Source organism: Paenibacillus shenyangensis (assembly GCF_000346635.1).
Lineage (GTDB): Bacteria > Bacillota > Bacilli > Paenibacillales > Paenibacillaceae > Saccharibacillus > Saccharibacillus dauci.
In genome coordinates, this window is record NZ_AOIG01000018.1 from 106,364 (window position 1) to 127,094 (window position 20,731).

11 protein-coding genes are annotated in these 20,731 nt (G+C 50.5%); 8 read left to right on the top strand and 3 right to left on the bottom strand.

Annotation, left to right across the window (positions count from 1 at the left end; translation table 11 throughout):
* Window positions 1-86 precede the first annotated feature (86 nt).
* From H065_RS0115545 to H065_RS27940, 3 genes are read right to left on the bottom strand one after another with little or no spacing between them, the layout of a single operon-like run.
* Window positions 87-2,012 carry a hypothetical protein gene (locus H065_RS0115545; RefSeq protein ID WP_017814006.1) on the bottom strand — a complete coding sequence of 642 codons (1,926 nt, stop codon included), beginning with the start codon at window positions 2,010-2,012 and terminating at the stop codon, window positions 87-89.
* Window positions 2,009-2,968: a hypothetical protein gene (locus H065_RS0115550; protein WP_017814007.1), complete on the bottom strand. Its 960-nt coding sequence runs from the start codon at window positions 2,966-2,968 to the stop codon at window positions 2,009-2,011. The genes H065_RS0115545 and H065_RS0115550 overlap by 4 nt, the downstream gene beginning before the upstream one ends.
* 33 nt (window positions 2,969-3,001) lie before the next feature.
* Complete coding sequence (locus tag H065_RS27940) at window positions 3,002-3,148, bottom strand: hypothetical protein (RefSeq protein ID WP_017814008.1); 147 nt, start codon at window positions 3,146-3,148, stop codon at window positions 3,002-3,004.
* Window positions 3,149-3,544: 396 nt separating this feature from the next.
* Here H065_RS27940 and H065_RS0115560 point away from each other — a divergent pair, with 396 nt between their 5' ends.
* The 8 genes from H065_RS0115560 (at window position 3,545) to H065_RS28280 (ending at window position 20,562) form a co-directional block, all read left to right on the top strand.
* Window positions 3,545-5,323, top strand: a complete 1,779-nt coding sequence (locus H065_RS0115560; RefSeq protein ID WP_017814009.1) for a vWA domain-containing protein — start codon at window positions 3,545-3,547, stop codon at window positions 5,321-5,323.
* Between the two features lie 199 nt (window positions 5,324-5,522).
* On the top strand, window positions 5,523-8,912 hold the full coding sequence (locus H065_RS0115565) for a tubulin-like doman-containing protein (protein WP_017814010.1): 3,390 nt from the start codon (window positions 5,523-5,525) through the stop codon (window positions 8,910-8,912).
* Window position 8,913: 1 nt separating this feature from the next.
* Window positions 8,914-11,307, top strand: coding sequence for a hypothetical protein (locus H065_RS0115570; protein WP_017814011.1), 2,394 nt, complete (start codon window positions 8,914-8,916; stop codon window positions 11,305-11,307).
* A 445-nt stretch (window positions 11,308-11,752) separates the two neighbouring features.
* The gene (locus H065_RS0115575) at window positions 11,753-13,033 is read left to right on the top strand and encodes a vWA domain-containing protein (RefSeq protein ID WP_017814012.1); all 1,281 of its coding nucleotides are present in this window, start codon (window positions 11,753-11,755) and stop codon (window positions 13,031-13,033) included.
* 116 nt (window positions 13,034-13,149) lie between these two features.
* Window positions 13,150-13,830, top strand: coding sequence for a hypothetical protein (locus tag H065_RS0115580; RefSeq protein WP_017814013.1), 681 nt, complete (start codon window positions 13,150-13,152; stop codon window positions 13,828-13,830).
* A gap of 15 nt (window positions 13,831-13,845) precedes the next feature.
* Window positions 13,846-15,108, top strand: coding sequence for a TRAFAC clade GTPase domain-containing protein (locus H065_RS0115585; RefSeq protein ID WP_017814014.1), 1,263 nt, complete (start codon window positions 13,846-13,848; stop codon window positions 15,106-15,108).
* Complete coding sequence (locus H065_RS0115590) at window positions 15,105-18,521, top strand: GAP1-N2 domain-containing protein (protein WP_017814015.1); 3,417 nt, start codon at window positions 15,105-15,107, stop codon at window positions 18,519-18,521. Before H065_RS0115585 ends, H065_RS0115590 begins: the two co-directional genes overlap by 4 nt.
* Before the next feature lie 190 nt (window positions 18,522-18,711).
* On the top strand, window positions 18,712-20,562 hold the full coding sequence (locus H065_RS28280; RefSeq protein ID WP_017814016.1) for an FAD-dependent monooxygenase: 1,851 nt from the start codon (window positions 18,712-18,714) through the stop codon (window positions 20,560-20,562).
* Window positions 20,563-20,731: the final 169 nt, after the last annotated feature.

Sequence of the window (20,731 nt, forward strand, 5' to 3'; positions counted from 1 at the left end):
AGGATTCTTTTCCGTAACTGGAAAAAGATCCTGGTCTTTTGTTTTGGTTGTATTTATTTGATTGGGTTATCCATATTAGCCAGCTGTTATTCGATCCGATCCACTTCGACGATCGGAATACCTGCTGCGCTATTGATCGGTCCGGATGGGGGGCGATCGCCAAGTCCGTATTCCGGTTCAAAGCTCTCGTCCGGCATTCCTGAATTGGTACCATCCGTTTCTGCCGGCTCTGTACTATCCGTGTCGGAACTGTCACTGTTCGGCGACTCTTGCGTACCGCCGCCGGATATCCCGCCCGAACTGGAATCCAGCGATGCAAAGCTGCCAGTAAAACGTCCATAAATGGTAAATGTACCTGTTGTAAATTCCAGATCGCCGGTTAACCGTACATAGTTGTTACCTTGCTTGGCCAGCGCACCGTCGGCATCGACGGATACAATCTCTGTGCTGAATTGCAGCGGTTCATTCAGATGGGACGATACTTCTCCGGCAGACACAGACAGATAATTTGTGCTATCGGTACGTCTATCACTGAGTGTATAGCTGCCATCCTGTGCAGGTGTATAGATATCTGTCTGACCAGGAGCGCCTTCAAGCGGTTGATGCATCAAGATACTGCTGTCTGCGGATACCTCGTAGCTAACGGCTGCGACAGAGAGCAACTTGCGAACTTCACTGCCGGTAAAAGCGTACAGGGAATACTGTGTATAGCCGGTAGTGCCGGAGTCCGATTGTACCAGCACGATTGGCTGTGAACGGGTGCTAAGACGCGTCTCCAGGGACAGGGACTGAATTCCGGCAGCAGATTCACTTATTTCGCCAGACCATACACTAACGGCTCCATCCGCTGACATTTGGCCAAAGAACAGACGGTTATTCGAGTCGGTAGCGATACTGTATACCGGTACATCTTCCCAGTTCACGCCGCCTGTAATGTGCTGATACGCTATCGAAGCGTTGGAGCTTTGCAGCAGATGTGCAGGATCTGCCGTAGCCCAGGCAATCTGGGTGCGAGCGATTGGTTCGCTCATATCTTTGAGCGTGCTCAGGGATTGGTACAGTGTCAGAGCTTGCTGGAACTGCCCCTGGGCCGAGAGCCCGCCAGCCTGACTCTGCAGCACATCAATTTGCCGGTTAATCTGGGTCAGAACCGATGAAGACCCAAGCCCGATCTGCGCGGCATTATCGATAAAGCTGCGAGCATGAGCGATAAAGTGTGCATCCTGTCCGGCCTGAATATCCTTGGTAATGACAGAACGTGCTCCATTTTCTGCGAGCTCGGCGACCCAGGACGCTTCATAATTATGCTGCTGATACGCCTGCAGGGTCGTAGATGCCTGACTTAGAAATGTATTGAAATCACCTGCTGCTGCCAGGCGCTTCAGCTTGGTCTGATCGTAGGTTTGTAGCAGAGTACGAATGTATTCATCCCGCGGCTGCTTGGTGTCCCAATAATTGGTGGGGATTCGCAGTAGATTCCATTTATAAGATTCATTCGTATAGTTCCCCTGTGCCAGATTATGCTGCAGAGCAGCCTCAAAGCTGCTGCGGAAAGCCGTGAACCCCGTCTGAATCCGCTGCTTCATCTGATACTGCTCTTGAATCTGATTGTATTCTTTTTTGAACCGTGCATCGGCTTGTTGCTGTTGCTTTACATGCTTTGCCCAGCGCTGAAAAGCATTCATAAAAGAATCGAACTGCTGGGTATCCGTTGCTGCCTGTAGCTCACTGGCACTGGCAGCGACGGTTTCCTTCCAGGCGGTAATCGGTGCCAGTTCATTCAGTCGAGTAGCAATATGCTGTTCCTGATACGTAAAATAATGATTGTTATTCGCCCGGCTGTACCATTCCTGGGCAGGCACCCATTTCTGCTGTGCATAATATTGATCGGCAAGTTTGACCCAGCTGATGGTATGGTAAATGCCGACACTTTTCATAACGACCAGCACCAGACCGACAGTACAGCAGGCCAGCAGCAGATTGCGTAGCGAAAATAGCCGGAGTACGATCATGAGCGCTCCACTCCGGCAGTATCGTGTTCAAAAGCAGGATCGTCTGCATACAGCTCTGCCCGGATACTTTCCATATCCTGACCTAGCAGTTCTCCATGCAGCGCCGGATCCTGGCGTACTACATGATATAGCCGTACAAAGCGTTCCCGCGGCAGGAAGCGGGCGTATCGGCGGATAAAGCCTGGATACATGGTGACATAACGCTTCATCCGTACAGCAGCCGAGGTTACGCTGATTAGAATATTCCATCCATTTGCCATCTCCAGAATCCTCGGTTCGTTGGCAATAATATAGCGAATCGAACGATCTTTGATCATATCCCGCTTGAGTCGGGCGATCTCACCGATATAATCGGCGACGAGCGGATCAAAATCCCGTGTGATCAGTGATTCCAGATCCAGGTCCATATCGCTGCGCAAACGGAAATTCTGCAGCAGTGACAGTAGAGCAAGGCGCAACCGGTCGTTATGGACCAGTACAGATGTTTGGCGAAGCATATGATAACCTTCTACATCTTCTCCGCTGCGTACCGTCTCTACACCGATGGATTGGTCATGTACCAGTCCTTCATAGATCGTAGCACGATTGTAACGGAAAAGGCGGCTGAGCTGCCGTAGCGTCTCCCGTCCCATCATCCGGCGCTGTACGAGCACCAGCAGAGCTATCAGCACCAGGCCACTCACAGCAGCAATAGCGATCTGCGTCATATCCTGTGACAGCAGAACGGCTATGATAGTAAGAAGCAGGGCAAATAAAATTTCGTTCAGCATTTTGCGACGAGCCTTGGAACGTGCCTGTTCCATCACCGGCACGAGACGGGTTCTGCCGCATTTGGGACATTGTTCACCGGGCAGGATCGTATACTGTCCGCATCGGCGGCAGACCCGCAGCCGGTCATAGTTGCGGCGGCTTCGCTCCAGTACAGGCAGCTGAACCGCTTTTTTGGTCGTTGTCATGGTATGCAATCACTCTCTGTAATTCGTATTTGGTTATTCCCGATCGTTAACGGCGGCCAGCAGCTGCTTTTCCAATTCCTCTTCAGAAGGAGCTTTTTTACGGCGAAATGCGTAAGCTAACAAGCGGCTCACGACAAAAAGAAACGTAATCGCGACACATGCGTATGCAAGTATATCCATAAGATAATCCTTTCTGTATGTTCAGGTAGTAGAAGTTTGGTTATTTTCTATTTTATGCGAAATTCTATTCCAGAATAAAGGGAGCGATGAAGATTATTCAACTTTTAGCCTGTAGTCCAGTGATCTCCCCCGTCTCAGGGTGGGGAAAGAATTCAAGCAGATACGTTATAATAATATCCGGCTTCCTTTGATCATTCGACTGTAAACGAGACTTTTTGGATGCAGATGGATTATTATGGATATTGTGGTGAAAATGGTATCAAATTTTTCACTTTATGTTTTTTAAGGCATGTTAAGGTGAATTTAACTGGTTCTTAATTATAATCCGCTACAATGTGAGAGAATCGCCTGTCCTATATTTGTCCTACATTTTACCTTAAGCGAAGGAGTAGAATGATGTTCCGTAGAAAACTCAATCTTATGTATATAACGCTGGCAGTGATCCTGTGTCTGACACAATTGCCAGGTACGCTGTTTGCCGCATCGGCAGCAGCCAATAATAACAGCCCATCCTCTTCGGTGGATGCAGTGCTGCTGCTGGACGTCAGTAACTCGATGAAATCCAGCGATCCCGAGCAGCTCGGGAATGAAGCGATGAAGTTGTTTGTCGATATGCTGCCCACCCAGGGTGATCGGGTAGGGGTAGTCGCCTATACCGATCAAATTGAACGTGAGAAAGCATTGACCGGTATGAATTCGGCAGATGACAAAACAGAACTCAAAAACTTTATCGATGATCTGAATCGCGGACCGTACACGGATATCTCGGTCGGCATGAAAGAAGCAGTTAATATTCTGCAGGACAGCTCGCAGCAGGGTAATGAACCAATGATCGTGCTGTTCGCAGATGGTAATAACGAACTGAACAGCAACTCCGGTCGCTCCAACAGTGAAGCGGATCAACAGTTGAACGAAGCCGTACAGCAGGCCAAGCAAAAAGGCTATCCGGTCTACACCGTTGGACTGAATGCCGATGGCAAGCTGAATCAGCAGGCGCTGAAGAACATCGCTACTGAGACAGGTGGTAAATCTTTTGTAACCAGCTCAGCGGATGAGCTACCAGGCATCCTGAGTGAAATTTTCGCGGCTCACCAGCAGGTAAATGTGGTACCGGTCGATTCAATTACCGGTAACGGACAATTTCAGGATGTGAAGATCAATATCCCGAATGCCAGCGTCAAGGAAGCCAATATCTCGATCATGTCCGCCCAAAAGGTGGAAGTGAAGCTGAAAGATCCGTCGGGCAAAGAAGTCGCTGTTCCTTCCGATCAGGTCAGCGTCTCCACTTCCAAAAGCTATTCCCTGGTCAAACTGCTTAAGCCGCAGCAGGGAGACTGGACACTGCAGGTCAAAGGGGTCGATCAGGACAAAATCGATATCAACCTGATCTTCAATTACAGTCTGGAAATGGCGCTGGAGCCGATTCCAAGTAAAAATTACGGCAAAGGCGATAAGATCGATATCCTATCCTATTTAACCAGCAACGGACAAAAGCTGACCGATGCGTCTCAGGTAGGTAACCTCAAAGCTGTATTGAACGTCAAAGATATGGATACCGGAGCAGCCAGCCAGGTGCCATTAACAGGTAATGGTACTGAATTCAAAGGAACCTTTGAAGTGCCGGACAATCATAAATACCAGCTGGTTGTAAGAGCGGAAGAGCAGAGTTTCTACCGCGAGACGACGCCGGTTACAGTCGATGCAACCGGAGCCGGCATAGGTACTTCCGGGGCGCAGGAAGCTGCGGGCCTTGGTACCATGGCATGGATTCTGATTGCTATCGGTGTAGTATTGGTATTGACAGGACTCTGGTTCCTGCTGCGTATGCTCAAGCAGAAAAATCGTGGTTTCGTAGGTCAGATGGTTATCGAGATCCGCGACGAGAATACCGGAGAGAAATCCTACCCGCAGTACAAGAAACTGACCACGTTCCGTGGCAAATTCAACCTGCATCAGCTGCTGCAGCTGGCGCCGGAACTCAAAGAAACCGAGAGTATCACATTCACACCGGGTAATAATGATCGTATCCTGATTCGTAACCACGGAGACAGTGTAATCGAGAAGTCCGGTCGTGCAATCGATGCTTCCCGCGGATATGAAGTGAAAAGCGGCGATCGTCTGACGATCGCGCTGCGTCAGGTAGACAAGACTATTCTGCTGGAATATCTGACCTGATGATACGGCTTCCAGGGTAATACTTGCCGGGAAGCCACAAGTAAGCCAGGACAAGAGAAACGGTCAGACATATTTAATTCATGATCAAATCGTACAATTCACAAGAGCATGTGCTATTCAACGAACTTGCTCCATGTGAATACGCAATACAGATCAATTCAGTGAACGTTAAACTAGAAGGTTACAAGGGGGATCATCCATGAAACCAATCGTTAGAGAACATATTCAACAGCTCGACGTATCGCTTGGTGGCGGTATTGTCAGCGAGAAAATAAGAGTAGATACCATCGACAATCCGATTCTGATTATCGGACTCGGAGGAACAGGGATCGATGCCTTGCTGCGTCTGAAATACCAGATTAACCGTCGCTTCCGTCTGCCGGAAGATCCGGTAACTAAGAAAAAACAGGAAAAGCCCGATAACGTGGAATTCCTGGCTTTTGAGACAAATGAACAGGATCGTAACAAGAAATACAAAGGCATCGGCCTGGACCCGCATAATGAGTTTGTACTTCTGTCCAATCCGGAAATCGGTGGCCTGCTGCAAAACCGCAGCCTGCTGGAGCCTTATATTACCGAATGGCTGTCTCCGGAGATGAGCATTACAGACGGTATGAACGGTGCTGCCGGTGTTCGTCAGGCCGGTCGTCTGCTGCTGTTCACCAAGATCAATCAGGTCGTACAGAGTATCGACAAGAAGATCAAAACACTGTCTGTCGGCACCAACAAAAAGCTGATGGTCTTCCTGCTGACCGGTCTATCCGGCGGTACAGGCAGCGGCTCGTTCCTCGATATCTCCTATATCGTGCGCGGTATTGTAGAACGCGACTACGGCTCTGCCGGGATTGACCGTCTGACCATGCTGGGCTATCTGTTTACCCCGGATGTCAATTTGTCCAACAAGAGCCTGAGCGAGCATACCCGTGAATACATTCGCAAAAACGGCTATGCCGCGCTCAAGGAACTGGATTACTGGATGAATGTTGATAGCCGCGGCGAGCGCTTTAAGCAGCAGTACGGCAGTATTCTGAATGTGAATTCGCCACTGCCGCCATTTAACCTGTGTCATCTGATCTCGGCGACCAATACCGAGGGCAAGCTGCTGGAAAATGCATATGACTACTGCATGAATGTCACAGCCGAAAATATCACGAACTTTATGGCCAGTGAGGAAAAAGCCTCCGGCGAAGAGTTCGCGATTCATGACTATATCAGCAATATCCGGACCAATATCGCGCAGATGAACCGTGCGTATCCGGCGAACTATGAATACAACATCATCGGTGCTTCTTCCGCTGTACTGCCGATTGAAGAGATGACGACGTATCTGGCCTACCGACTGTTCCAGAAGATGGACAAAATGTTCGATCAGGCACCGGATCAGGAAGCGGTAGAGAATTTTGCCCGCAAGCTGGGTGTCGATCTGGACACCATGACCAAGACGTTTGAGTCTCGCGTACCGGAGCCGTTGCCAGGTTTTGAGAACAGTGAGCGTCTGAGCTATAACAATGTAGTTAAAATGCAGGCAGTCAGCATGGATACCGAACTGGAGCAGACGTTCCTCGTGCGTGCCCGTGAAGAATATATCAAAGCCAAACAGCAGCTGCCGGGCGAGATTGTCGGTCAATTCTCCGATCAGATCCGCCGTATGTTCCTGCACCCGGAACAGGGACCATTCTATGTCTCCCGGATGCTGTATACAGAAAACGGCTTCTCCCTGCTGAAAATGCTGCTGTCGTATATCGAGACGCTGCGTGAGAGTCTGACACGCATTCCGCGTGATATCGAATCAGCGTCAGAGTATGCGAATGATCGTCTGGGTGATGCGAAGAGTGCTTTTGTCTCCAAAGACAAAAAGAAAAATGTATATATCGAAGCCAAAATCGATGAGTACTGGTTGCGTGCAGATATCGAGCGTACTCAGCAAATGATCGAGTTCTATGAAGATCTGTATCAGCTGCTGAATCGTGAAAATAACCGGATCTACGGCGTATTCACCGAAGTGCTGAATGCACTGAGCTCTATTTTCGAGAAAAACGGCGAGCTGCTGACCAGCGGTACCGAACAAGCTGACCATCGTGGCAACAAAACGTACTACTGGAATCTGGTCAGCGTACCGGATATCTCCAAAGCGGTCAGCGATATTATGGACAGCAAGGACGGAGACGATCTGATTCGTGATTTCTCTACGCAACTGCTGGACCATTCCGATCAATGGGTCAAAGAAAATGAAGTTGATATCGTGCGCTCCATCTCCGATTTCCTGAGTGACAAATTCGGTGATCTGATCACCCGTTCGATGGAAGACTTCCTGGTGATGAAATACGGCGAAGACGAGCCAATCGAGAAATTCGTGGAACGTCAGATTGCCAGCCGTCTGGATGATGATGCGGTGCCGGTATTCCATTTGAGCAACAGCGCAGGCAATCTGCACTTCCCTTCATGGGGCTTTGTCTCTGTGCCGGTACAGGCGCCAAGCATTTTGCGTGGTATCCGTAATTACCAGACCAATGCGATCGGCAAGTCTCATTTCACGATCAAAGAAAGTCAGGTGAAAAACCGGATATTCTGGCTGAACACCCGTAACGGCGTGCCGCTGTTCGTCTATACACCACTCAAAGTATACGAGGAGAATTACGAGCGTACGATCCTGGATCGTGAAGGCGTAGGTCGTCACCTCGTAATGAGCGAGAAGGAAAACTGGACGTATCTGCCGTCGCCAATCCCCGAGCAGTCATGGGGAGAGACGTACGTCAATCCGCGCGTACAATCATACAATGCGCGTATCCGGGCTGACTTTGCCCGTGCACGTGCACTCGGAGTGATTTCCGAAAAAGATGTGGATCAGAATACAAGCAACCGGTTCGCGATAAACTTTAGTCAGCCGTTCGATCTGGACGCTGTACTAACCGGATACGATCTGCGTCTGGATGCATCCCGTCCGAATCTGGGCGAAATCAAGCGTGCGCTAACCGAACTGCGTCGTCTGATGAGCGAAGGCCTACCGGCTGAATCATCCAAGGATATCTTTAACAGTTACAATGAAGAACTGGCTGCAGAGAACCTGATCCGTTCGCCGAAAATGATCGAACGTGTACGCGCAGAGCTGGCCAAATATGATGCGATTCAGCTGAAAATAACCGAGCTAGAAAGCATGCTGGGACGCTTTGAAGGTGAAGAAAAGCTGATCGATCAGTTTGTACAGGCACTGTATACCGGTACGATCACCAAAAAAGGTGCACTGTATGTGTATGATCGCGATCCGGAAGAAGAAGCATGGGAGCCGTTCGCGAATCTGATGAAGACCAAAAATGTGGTAGAGTTCGAAGTATTCGAAGCCTTCCGCAAGCTGGATGAGAAAAACCGTGCGGTACTGATGCGCAAAGCGGACCGCCGTGATAACGAGCTGACAGCATCGGAGGATATTACACCGCTGCTGACCAAGCTGGATGAATTGTATGAGACTTATCTGGAAGCGCGCGATCGTCTGGAATACGAGCGTGTAGAGCTGGTCAATGGCGATGAAGCCTATCAGTTCTACAAGCAGATGGTGACCAAATTAAACGATCTGCGCCGGAAACTGAGATAATATGGATGTTCGGCTGAGACAATTCGCAGAGGCATACGCTGCTGCTGAAGAGAAAACAGCCGGACAGGGAGACGGGCGGAGCAGTATACACTACCCCGCCGTTTTCCTGTTTATCGGGGACCATGTCCGCGATGCGGCTGCTCATATCAGAAGCGTAAATGCCCAAAAATGGGACAATGGCGCTGGTGTTATGTACGTTGAAGTATTACCGGAATCTGCTGCAGACTCTTCTTCCCGATCACCAGAAGCGGATGATCCGCAGCAGATTTTGTCATACCTTTCTCTACCGGAAGTGGCTTCCGGCAAAAAGATGCAGCGTCCCGACTGGAGCGAGCATTTCCGTCAGGATGGTAGGCATCTGCTGGAGCTGAACCGCGCTTTTCGTCAGGCAGCCCGCAGACTGGCCGACTTTGGAAGAATGTATTCTTCCTTTGACCGGCTGCATCTGTCGGTAGTGACGCGTGTAGAGGATCCGATGAATATACTGGTACCGCAGATTGCACTGCTGGCGCGTTCCATTCTGGGGCAGTCCTTCAAGTCGGTGCAGATGGATATCTATGCGCTGATTCATGAAGGAGAGCAGGAAGAAAATTTCGGTTATGCCAACTCGGCAGGTGTTGCCTTTTTGCAGGAACTGGAACAGATGCAGCGGGAAGATTACAGCCTGAGTGCGCCACTACAGCGTACCGAGGATGGACTATCCGTTATGGTGCATCACACGGCAGCGCCGTTGTTTGAACTGGCCTATGTACTGTCAGACCGCAATGAACGCGGAGTAGCGGTAAATGGTGGCGTGAACAGCAATTATGATATGATCTGCCGGATCAGTCTGCTAAAAAACCGGCAGCGTCCGGATCATGGCAGTGATGCAGCATTTAGCGGTTCGGATTATAACAATACGGCCTTCAAAAATAATATTCGTAATGCAGATGGCAGCCAAGGATTGGTATCGGCCGGGTATGCCCGTGTACGTAGACCGGATCTGGCCATCGCACTAACTGTACTGGAGCACTTTTTCCTCGGGATTGTGCAGCGGATGAAGAGTGAGCCTTCACTGAACGCACGTGAACGAGAACAGCTGCTGGGCATGGATGAACTATCTATGGATCGCCGGCTGGAGTATCTGATACCGGATGAAGCGCGGCTGGAGGATATGAACAGTCTAATGACGAGGTCGGTCAGCTTCGCTTCGCTCAAATCGATGAGTTTGCGTGAAGCGGAATATGCTTTGTTCGAAAAGGGAGGCGATGCGTTCTTCCGGGATAATTACGAGCAGGAAACCGAGCGCAGACTGACAGAGTGGGACGCAGCGCACGAATTCAAGCGTATCGTTGCCGAGCAGATGGGTGAGCATGCAGATGTCCATTTTTATCAGCTGGCTGCCTGGAGTGATGAAGCAGGTAACACTAGCCTGTGGGAAGTACTGCGCAGCCGTATTCGTGATCTGAATATCGCAGTGGAGCAGGCACAGCTGGAACTGGAACAGTGGTATAACAGCCGCACGGATGAGCTGTCTTTTCAGAAAATGCCGTTCATGGACAAGCATAATGTACGAAATCTGACGCGGGCGCTGATCCAGACGATCTATCCGCATCGCCTTCATATTCTGCGGCTGCAGACAAGGCTGAGATTATATCGCAGCTGGGAAGAACAGCTCGCCGCCCTGCACCGGGGCAGTATGGAACTGGTACGCCGAATGGATCAAATCGGTCAGGATCTCCATATCGCAGCTGCGGAGAGTATACGTATCGCCGATGATTATATCGGCCAGAATATTACGGACTACTACAGTCGCCTGACCACCGAGGTAATGCAGGAGATCGAGGACAAACGCGGCGAAGGTGCCTTTTTCGAAGAGCGCAGCATGGGCGATATAACGAGTCTGCTGGAGCAGGGCTCACCGGCACTTATCGAACGCCTGATTACAGTGTGCCGTCAGGAATTACTGCCGTCACAGGTGCTGTCCCAGACCTTTGAACAAGAGCTGCTGCAGCGAGCCAATGTGACGATCGATTATGCCAACAAGCAGGCCCTATCGCAGGAGGACCTGTTCAAGGAACTGTACCGTACACTTGAAGACCGGGCGACGATTCATATCCGGCTGCTTGATTACACCCATAAGCACCGGTATGAGGAAAAGTACATGTTCGGCAACGCAAACGGCGAATTTGTCCGTTATGCAGCCGGTGTCGATAACACGACCCGCATTTACAAAACCGGATTTATTCACGAAGACCGTACCAGCGGCGTCGAGAAGCTCAACCTGATGGGCGGCTTCGGTATTACTGATCTAATCTATTACCGTAACGGCAAAACGTACTACGACACCTATGTTCAGAACGGATACACGTTCCATACCGAAGAATCTGGCTTGAACAAAATAAATCATGCATAGCCGTTTGGATAAAATGGGACCATACTATCGCAGCTACTAAACCAACACAAGCAGCAAGGAAGCAATACCAGGCCAACCCATTACCACCACTACTCACTACTAGATATGTCTATTCTTAACGCAAGTATTCTTAATTCCAACGCACCAACCCATTTTTACCAAACGGCAAAATGGCGCGCGCAGCGCCGGATGCGAGGCTTTTGGCAGATCTGCAGCACAGTAGAAGGAAGCACGGAGCGAAGGGGAAAGAATGATCCAATAGAAGCGAGCATTCGCCTTTGACCATGGATATCGACTGCTACAGGCAGTCTTTCGAGATATCCATGGTCAACAGCGATCGGCTGGATCATCTTTTCCCTGAGCGATGTTTCTTCCCATCTTCCCACGCGCAGCATCCCTCAAAACCTCGCAGATACTTAACAATGGAAAAGGGGAGACGCCAGAGATGCAGCGCAAAGTAAACTGGCTTATGGTTTTATTCAGTCTGATCGGAGGAGCTATCGGTTTTGTTCTTAGCGAATGGTTTTTGCATTCGTATTTTGACCGGATGCCCCGCATTCTTTTGATGGGGATTTATTTTGGCATTATTAGTCTAATGATCGGGATTTTCTGCCTGCTGGCCGAAATGATTTCACCTAAATTAAATGGCGCTTCATGGAGACAGCGGTATACCGATGTATCGTGGAAGCTGCTCGTTCCTGCCACGCTGGTGGTCATGTTCGTCGGCGGAGTGGCAGCTGAAGCTTTGTACCAGCTTGATTTTAATGGAGCCAAAACCGTTCGTGACGTAGTAGTTGTGATTGATAACTCTGGCAGTATGCAGGGTACCGATCCGCAGAACCTGCGTTATCAGGCCGTTAAAAACATGGTAGATTCCATGGATGATGATATGCGTGTAGGTATTGTGCAGTTTAGCGATCAGGCCAGCGTGGCACTGCCGCTGACCGTACTGAATGCAGCTTCCAAGCAGCAAGTTCATCAGACGATGGATACGATGGTTACTACCGATGGGGGAACCGATTTTACGCTGGCACTCGATACAGCCATGCAAATGATCAAAGAACACAATGACGATACCCGCGGTACGGTCGTGATTATGCTGTCCGATGGAGACAGTACACTCGGTTCCGATACATTGCAGCCTTTTCAGCAGCAGGGGATTGCGATTCACACTGTTGGCTTGAGTCTGCAAGATAACGTGAATCCGAATCTGCTGCCTCAAATTGCTTCGGAGACGGGCGGACAATACTATGATGTATCCCAGGCTATCGATCTGCCGAAGACGTTCCAGCAAATCTATGACACACTGGACAAACGCACATTGGTAACCGAACGTAGTGAACCGTTCAATAGCAATCTGTACTATCAGATTCTGCATGTTGTGCTTGTGATGATTCTGGGCGGGCTGCTCGGAGTCGGTCTGGGCTTGCTGTTTGATAATCGCTTCCTGGCCCGCAGCTTTGGTATAGGTGGCGGTGTCGGAGGTCTGCTGGCAGGTCTGCTGCTGGAATGGGGAATCGGCAAGACCGACTGGACGGATGGAGTTATCCGTTTCCTCGCGATTATGATTCTGGCATTGATCATTGCGCTGTTCACACTGGTTATTCCAATCGGTGAGAACAACAAACGGATGATTCGACGCAATGATACCCCGCCACCACCGCCAACCAGCTCGGGTAGTCCTCGTCGCAGACGCGGAGAGAGCGCCCGCAGCTTCCAGCGGTAGAAGCCAGCCACATCGTCGTTACGTAACACGTAAGAGCAAATGCTCGGAGCAATAATGAAAGCGAAAAGTATGACAGCAGTACAATCAAGTTCCTCAAGCAGAAAGGAGATGGTGCAATGCGTTATATCGATGCAGAACCAGGTAGCGATCAGGGTATTCGTGGACTGACCGCTCAGGTAGAGGATGGATGGTGCATCCTGCGGTGGTTATGGCCGCGGGACGCACAGGCGGTATATATTCAGAAATTATCCGAGAGTGGTGCAGCGGATGCTGCTGCTGAATCTGGCGGAGCTGCAGGATGGCAGAGCGACCAGCTTCCTTTGGCGGAGGGACTAAAATTGTATACGCGTGAAGAATACAAAGCTGCCAATGGATACCGTGATCGGCTCGATCATTTTGGCAAAATAGGTTATGTAATCCATCTGGTGCTAGAACAGGAAGGCGAACATGCCCTTCTGCATCAGCCAGAAGGAGATAATCGTATCGAAGTCAGTGCCGGCCGGGCGAAAATTCATTATTCAATCCGCCAGCAGGGCAGCTGGCTCAGCAAACGCAAAACGGTGCGTATCGAAGTGCATGCCGAAGTACCGGTAGCCCGCGATGTACTCTGTTATGTCAAAAAGGAAGGCAGTTATCCGGCGAACCGGGAAGACGGAATTGTATACCCGTTTGCAGAACCTTTCCAGGCTGGGCGTAATGAACTGCCGGCGATCGAAATAGGCAAGAATGAATATGTACGGCTCTTTTTCACGGATGGACGTACATATGGACAGATGTACGAATTGATTTTGGAGTAGGGGGAAGATGGTGCGATGAAGATGTTTGATTGGTTCAAGAAAAAGCCGGATGCCGAACCCAGACCATTATTTTACGATATTGTGTGCCCGTATTGTTTTAACAAATTTTCGCCGGATGATGTAGAATTTCGGGCCAGTCACCACCGTGAGGATGATGAAGATTATGCGCTGCGCGAAGATGCACGCCTGAATCGATACCGGGAGCGCTTTGGGCTGGATACGGTGCGGGATATGGAAGCCGTACTGCTGCCTGGAGATGTACCGGAAGAGCACCGGATTTATTCGGATCATGTACTGGTCGGACTGAATGATCGCTATGGCGAAGTAACCCGGCGCCGACTGTGTCCGCACTGTCATAACGAACTGCCTGTCACGTCAGGCAAAGTACCAAGTAATATTATCTCGATTGTCGGCGCTTCCCAGGTCGGCAAATCGGTCTATATGACCTCACTGATCCATACGCTGCAGAACTCGACAGCCGATAATTTTGAAGCTGCCTGTATGCCGCTGACGACAGAAATCAGCCGCAAGTTCCGTATGAATTACGAAGAGCCGCTGTTCGAGCGCGGTGATCTGCTGGCATCCACCCAAAAGGAGCGGATGCAGGAGCCGTTTATTTTCCAGTTCGTCTTCAAAGATGAGGAAAAGCCGCCGCTGACACTGGTATTTTTTGATGTCGCCGGTGAAGGCATGGTCGATCAGGATTATCTGGGACTGCATGGGCAGCATATCAAAAACTCATCAGGCATTCTGTTTATGGTCGATCCGCTGCAAATTCGCTCCATTCGTGATCGCATCCGTATCCAGCTTGGTGACAGCCGCGGCGAATGGGTATCCCGCTATGATGAGCCGCGTGACGTCGTGCTGACGCTGTTCAGCGACTTTATCGCGCATCAGGAAGACAGCAAGACCAATATTCCGACTGCTGTTGTCCTTACAAAAAGTGACATGCTGGAATCGCTGCGCGGCGATGATGGAGAATATATCAAATCCAACAGTAATATTTTCCATAATGTGGTGCACCGCGATCATTTTGATCTGGATGAATTCGAGAATATTGATGGAGAAATCCGCCGCTTTATCGAGCGGGTGGATCGTCCATTCAAAGGAACGATGGATGTCTATTTCAAGGATACCGCCTACTTTGCGGTCTCGGCGCTGGGCAGTAATCCGGTGGAGCAGAAGCTGCAGAGTGTGGTCAGTCCGATCCGTGTGGATGAGCCATTTATCTGGCTGCTGTACAAACTGAATTATATTGAGGGGAGACGAAACGTTTGAGTTCATTGTCGAACACTCCAATTCAGCAGCAGCTGTATACACGCGAGAAAAGCGGGATATTCCGCACAACTGAAGGATACGATACGATTGCCCGCTCGCCGGGTCTGGATGACGGATATATCAAAAAATATCTTCATCCCCTCTGCAGCTATGATGCTCCTACAGAACTCGTATCTCGGGGCGAAAAGGAAGCATCACTGTATCCCGAATCGCTGCAGCTGGTACGCCTGGATAACCGGGATGTGGTACTTGGACGCAGTCAATATGTTGCTGCAGACTTTACGGGTCTGCGCAGTACCTTTTTCACCCATAATTATGTGATCGCCGCGACGCTGGCAGAGCAGTGGGTGCATCATTATGAGCAGTGGCTGAATGCATCATTCCGCAGCAGCTATGATCTGGAGCAGGGTGCGGTACTGGAAGCACTGAATGAATTGCCACAGCAGTCAGATGTATCGGTCGATCCAATCACGGTGCTGGCTGAATTGAATATCGATGAATCGCTATTCCGTCAAATGCTGGGTGCCGTTATGTCGGCAATCCACAAGCACCGCAAAGTATATATTTCGCTAAATGTGCCGGTGACCGAACTTCCGATGCAAGCGAAAAAGCTGATCGGCGTATTGATGCAGGCACTGCCTTACGCATTCCGCCGCAGATTGGGATTCACTACTTATGCCAAAGAACCGGAAAGCCGCAAAGGAATGCAGCTTCTGTTCGTGGAGAGCGGCTCGATTCGTACGGGAGACCGCAATATTGAACGTGATTATATTTTCGATCTGAGCAGTGGACGGATTCAGGCTGCACAGGCTGGCAAGTCCGGTCAGATCTATATTGATTGGGCATGGAGGCATCTGAATCAGCCGGAGCGACTTCGCGAGTTGTTGGAATTTGCCGATCAGGGCCAGGCAGGCATAGATGCTGCCGGTGAATCGCTGCCTGATCCGGGACAGTATGACGAATGGACACTGCTATACCGGGTAGAACAGGGAGACGAGCAGCTGTACAGGGAGCAGCAGGGGATGATCTTGCAGTCCCTGCTCAAACATCTGCGTCCTGCTGGTGCACTGGAATCAGCGATTCGGCTGAATGATCTGTTCTTGTCCCGGTTTGACCGTGAATTCGATGCGGTACGCAGTGGGCAGGTTCCAGAAGTATCGATTGCCGAAGTATTTGCAGAATATTATGGTATTGATCCGCAGCATACCGGACGCAAAATCGTGGAATATTTTATATGGTCGATCCGCAATGCTATCAGCAGCGGGCAGGAAGCCAAGAGTCAGGCTTTTTATGCGATGATGGAAAATCAGCACAGTCTATATGAATCATTCCTCGCGATTGTCGGCAGTCAGCCCAACCTGGCGACCCTGCTGCTAACGCCGCTGATTGAGCGCAAGTTCCAGCAGGCGCAGTCGGTGGAAGAAGTCATTCATCTGGCAGCCGAGTGGGGCAGCAAATACCCGCAGCTGCTGGAAATGGAAGATTACTGCAATCGTGCGAATCAATCATTTATGGAGGCACTGCGTCGCAGTCCGGATCTGATGCTGGCCACCGGCAATGCTTTTCATATGCTGGATGAAGTAGAGAAAAGTACGGGTATGGGCGAAGCTGGCGAGATCAACAGTGAAGTCTGGCTACGTTCCGGTCTGGGTGAGGAAATGCGTGCTTTGGCAGAACGTTATCTACTGAGTGAACTGGAATGGTCCTCGCTTACCCGAGAGCGGCTGCTGAAGGCTGATTTCCTCTCGAGCCCACTGCCGAGCGACGATTATCCCGAACTGGCTGATCGCCGTATGGCTTCCAAAAAATTGGCGCTGCAGGTGCTGTATATCTGGTTTACGGAAAAAGAAGATCTGGAACGTGCGATTATCTGGTTGGATAATCTTCCAGTAGCTGAAAAAGACCAGATCCAGCAGCTGGGACGTTCCTGGCTTAGCGAAGATATTCGCAACAAGCAGTTTGGTCGTCTGCTGGGAGCTTTTAGCTACAGTACGCAGCCGAATGATATGGACTATTCATCCATGGTAGAAGCAGTACGCAAGCAGGCACCGGATACGCAGACGATCTATGACTTTTTCCGTTGGTCAGAGGGCCGGGCGGAATTTATGCAGAATACTGGAGCAGGTGAACGTGGATTTGCCGAGCCGGCGACACGCAAAACTGGAAATCGCGACACACGCAACGAACGCACAGGCAATCGTGGTGCAGCTGCGCCGCGCTTTACGCCTGCGTATGAGGCAGCGATTCTCGCCTATTTCCGCAAATATGATCCAGAGGCATTCCGCAAAGGATCGTTGTCCAAAGGAGACTTTGATAACGAAGGTCCTGCGCTGCGGGCAGTTTACAGTCGTGCCCGCGATGAACTGGCCACGCCTTTTGCCAAATGGATGAAACGTAACCGCAAACGCCTTCCTTTTCTGACTATATTGTCGGTTATTGGATTGGCAGCAGTCATTTTCCTTGGTGTGTATCTGGTTAACGTATTTAGCGGTGATCCGATCCAGATCGCCACACCGGAAGATCCACAGGAATATACGACAACCGAACAGCAGCCGGTAGCTGATTTGCCGGCAGTAATTGTGACGCTGACTGGTCTGCCTGACGAAGAGGGAACAGCAAATGGTTCGAATAGCAGCTCGACCGGAGCATCCCGTACAGGAGGCAGTAAAGCCGACTCATCCCAAATGGTGCGGACGAGCAGCACCGGTACTTCTGCCGCTAATAGTAGCAGCAGTACCGATTCGGGAAGCAGTACAGATGATGTGCGAATGGTATTCCATTTTACGAGTATGACAGCCTGCCAGGCATTCCAGCCCAAACAGGCTACATTCATTATGGGGACTGGACAGACCGTTGATTATAATGGTCTTAAGCCGCAATCTTCCTGTGATTCATCTGCTGCTGCAACAGGTACGACAGGATCGTCGACGACCGGCAGCACTGATCATTCTGACTCAACAGAGTCAACAACGGGCGAGACTGGAACAACTGATGCAACCGGTACAGGAATCAATTCAGGTACTAAAGCAGCTTCAGACAGTAAAGGAGCGGCTGCAGAAGCAGGTACTTCTACCGGAACGGCAGATGGTACAACAGAGACAACAACTGCTCCGAATACTGAATCGTCCACTTCCGGCTCTGCTGGCGAATCGGGTACCGTCAGTTCGACTGACAGCGATACAGCTGCAAGCGGCACCGCGACGAGTAACGCAGATAGCGATTCTTCGGATGCACTCAATACGCTGACCCCGGAGCAGTTGGAGAGTACACATCCTTATACCGTGACTGTGAGTCTGCCTCCAACGATTGAAGTAACCAATATTAATCAGGTCAAAGTAGATAACAAGCAGTATCCAGTCACCTCACTGGCCGAATCGGCAGATGACACTCTATCCAACAAGGAGACTCCTTGAGTTCATAATCGATAAAATACATTTTACAGTTTGACCAAAGTAAGACCATGCTCACCTGACCGCTGTTTATATATTATAAATAGCGGTCTTTTTTTATACAGAGACTGTAAATGCACGGAACAGACCCAACAAATTCATTCAATCGAACAGGATACTTCCATTATTCCAATTTGCCAGAGGAGGGAAGAAGATGACAAGTACTAACAGATTTGAAGAACAGCCACAACACCATCCACAATCCTGTGATGTGTTGATCGTCGGTGCAGGTCCTACCGGGCTCACACTGGCTATCGAGCTTATGCGCCGTGGGGTAAGCTGCCGGATCATCGACAAGGCGCCGAAGCCATCCAAACAGAGCAAAGCGCTGGGGATCATGGCGCGTACACTTGAGCTACTGGATCATTCGGGGATCACGGAGCAGTTGGTGAAACATGGCCACCCGGTAAAAGAAGTGCAAGTACGCAGCGGCAGCCATCTGCTGGCGGATGTGAAGCTGACGCCGATTATCCGCAGTCGGTATCCCTATATACTCACTCTGCCGCAAAGTGATACTGAACGCATACTGTATGAACATCTGGACAAGCTGGGCGGGCAGGTTGAACGTTCCACCGAACTGCTATCCCTGGAACAGCTGGACGCAGAGGCTGCTGTGACCGGATCGGCAGAAGCTTCCGTGAAGGCTACGATTGCGACGTCTGGCGGCTCTGAAGTGATTCAGGCCCGCTGGGTAGTCGGCTGCGATGGCGCTCACAGTAAGGTACGGCATTTGCTGAGTCTTTCCTTTGATGGCAATGCGATCGATCAGCAGTTTGGATTGGCAGATGTAGAGGTTCAGTGGCCGGTGAAACCGCAAGGGGTTCGTATCTATCTGCATGAAGGGCATATTGCTGCCTTTTTCCCGATGCCCGATGAGCGGTACCGCGTTATTATCGCTGCACCGCCGGATGTATCATGGACAGGTGGCCAGCGGCAGGATCAATTATCGGAATCCCGGCAGCCGACTTCGCCAGACCAGGAAGCTTCCTATTCGGACAAAGCGGATGCTGGAGATGCATATTCGCTAGAGAGTACCGGTCCGGATGGCTCCGGGGAGATAACGCTGACGGATATCCAGCGGATTCTGGATATTTGTATGCCCGCGCAGGAACGGGTGACTCTGCATGATCCGAGCTGGATGGCCCATTTCAGAGTCAATGAACGCAAGGTGAAGCAATATCGTCAGGGAGCAGTATTTCTGGCAGGCGATGCAGCCCATATTCATTCTCCATTAGGCGGGCAAGGGATGAACACCGGTATACAGGATGCAGTGAATCTAGGCTGGAAGTTGGCATTGGTCTGCCATAGCCAGGCATCGGCAGCCATACTGGATAGCTATGAGGAAGAGCGTGAGCCTGTTGCACGCGCACTGCTGCGCTGGACCGGTCTGTTCACGCGCCTTGTGATCAGCCGGATCAGACCGTTCACATTTATGCGCAATACAGCAGCACCGCTGCTTTCTTCGCGCCGGTTTGTACAGCTGCGCATGGCTGAACGTTTGTCTGAGACCGGTATTCGCTATCCGCACAGTCAGATCGTCCGGCAGGGAAAAGGCTGGCACAAAGGCATGCCTTTGGCCGGAGAGCGGGCACCGGATGGCAGTATGCCCGATAAAGGGATCGTCTCGGGTAGGCATACTCTGCTCATTTTTCCCGATACGACGTTACCGCCTGCCATAACCACCTCCCGTTCTCTTGCCTACGAAGAGAATCTGGAGGAAGAGGACAAGCGTCCACTCTGGATGCGAGTCTCGGATGCATGGAGGGAAGTGATCGATCTGTCAATTATGCTACCGGATGAGCCGCTCATGCTGCCGCAGCCTCTGCCTGCTCATTATGAGGTGGATTCCGATCTGCAGATGCATCGTCTGTACGGGATGGAGCGCGGTGGATATGTGCTGCTGCGACCCGATGGTTATATCGGATTTGTGGGAAGTCTGGCTGATGAACTGGAGTTAATCGGGTGTATTAATCAATTTTTCCATATCCCAGCCCGGTATTCCTAAAAAAATATTGGATGGTGCAGCAGCAGACAACTGTATAAGCAGCGGCTATTGTGAGTCTTTCATGATAACCCTGGCAATACTGCTGCCTATCCGAATCACGAAAATATGTTCGTTTCCTATACCAATCCGGGGAAGGCATCATGTATAATATGGGATATTATGTTGACTA